The sequence below is a fragment of the Mesorhizobium sp. M7A.F.Ca.CA.001.10.2.1 genome (assembly GCF_003998575.1).
GTDB lineage: Bacteria > Pseudomonadota > Alphaproteobacteria > Rhizobiales > Rhizobiaceae > Mesorhizobium.
Genome location: NZ_RZQY01001054.1, coordinates 1 through 1,272, shown reverse-complemented (window position 1 = coordinate 1,272; position 1,272 = coordinate 1). Strand labels below are relative to the sequence as shown.

Sequence of the window (1,272 nt, the reverse complement as noted above, 5' to 3'; positions counted from 1 at the left end):
TTGCCGCCCAGCCCTTCGCGGAAACTGTGATCGAGGGAAGGAAACCGGTTGATGGCGGCTGAGGCGGTCATTCGATTTGCGGCAGTGCTTGCGACGGCGATGGCGATCGCCGTGCCCGCGTCGGCGCAGACCAGCAGCGCCAATCCTGATCGGACGCAAATCGACTGCGGCGATGGGACCAATGCGGCGGGAGCCGACTGCGCCAAGGATGGCAGCGACACAAAGGGCGGATCGGACGCAGGCCAATCCGGCGCCGTCTTCCTGCCGGCGCTGATCGTCGACCTGTTTCCTAACCCGGCGGCGCCTCCGACCCCTGTGCCGACGCCACGGCCGGCACCCGCGACGCCGCCTGCCGATAACCAAGCCGGCCCCCCGCCCGGTGGCCCGATCGTCTCGCCGACCGATCTCATTGCCGTTCAGCCGCCGCGCGCGGTGGTCGGCGATTTCGTGCCCGACGAGGTGCTGGTGACCGTCGACGGCGATGCCGGCGCCGTCCAGCAGATCGCCGCTTCTTTCGGCCTGCAGGTGCGCTCGCAGCGCCAGTCGCTTCTGCTTGGCACCACGCTTGTGCGCTTCGGCATTCCCGACGGCCGGCCCGTCGGCGTCGTGCTGGCGCAACTGGCCGCCGACGGCCGCACCCAGCGGCGCGAGCCCAACCATGTCTATTCGCTGCAGCAGGCCGCCGGCATCGTCAACTATGCGTTCGATCGTATCGCGCTCGATGCCAAGCAGGCCAGCGGCGAAAACGTCCGCATCGCGGTGATCGACACTGGCATCGACGACACCAACCCGGCGCTGTCGGGCGTCATTGCCGGGCAGTTCGACGCCATGCCCGACGTGCCGATCGAAAAGCGCGATCACGGCACGTCGATCGACGGGCTGATCGCCGGCGTCGGCGTGCTGGAAGGCATGGCGCCGGGCGCAAAGATCTATCACGCCCGCGCCTTCGAGGGCGGCAAGTCGACCATGGACGTCATCCTGTCGGCGCTCGACTGGGCGGCGGAACAGGACGTGCGCATCATCAATATGAGCTTCGTCGGGCCGAAGAACGATTTGCTCGGCGTCGCCTGCCGCAATGCCCGCGCACTCGGCATGGTGCTGGTCGCCGCAGCCGGCAACAACGGGCCGAAGGCGCCCTATGGCTATCCGGCGGCTTTCGATGGTGTCATCGCAGTCACCGCCACTGATGCCAAGGACGGGCTGATGCCGCAGGCCAATCGCGGCGCCTATGTCTTCATCTCGGCGCCTGGCGTCGAGATGGTGGCGCCGAGC

At 68.1% G+C, this 1,272-nt stretch carries 1 protein-coding gene; it reads left to right on the top strand.

The window, feature by feature from the left end; all coding sequences use genetic code 11:
- Window positions 1–51 precede the first annotated feature (51 nt).
- Window positions 52–1,272, top strand: a 1,221-nt coding sequence (locus EN964_RS34965) for a S8 family serine peptidase (protein WP_127277468.1), incomplete at its 3' end; no start/stop codon positions are given.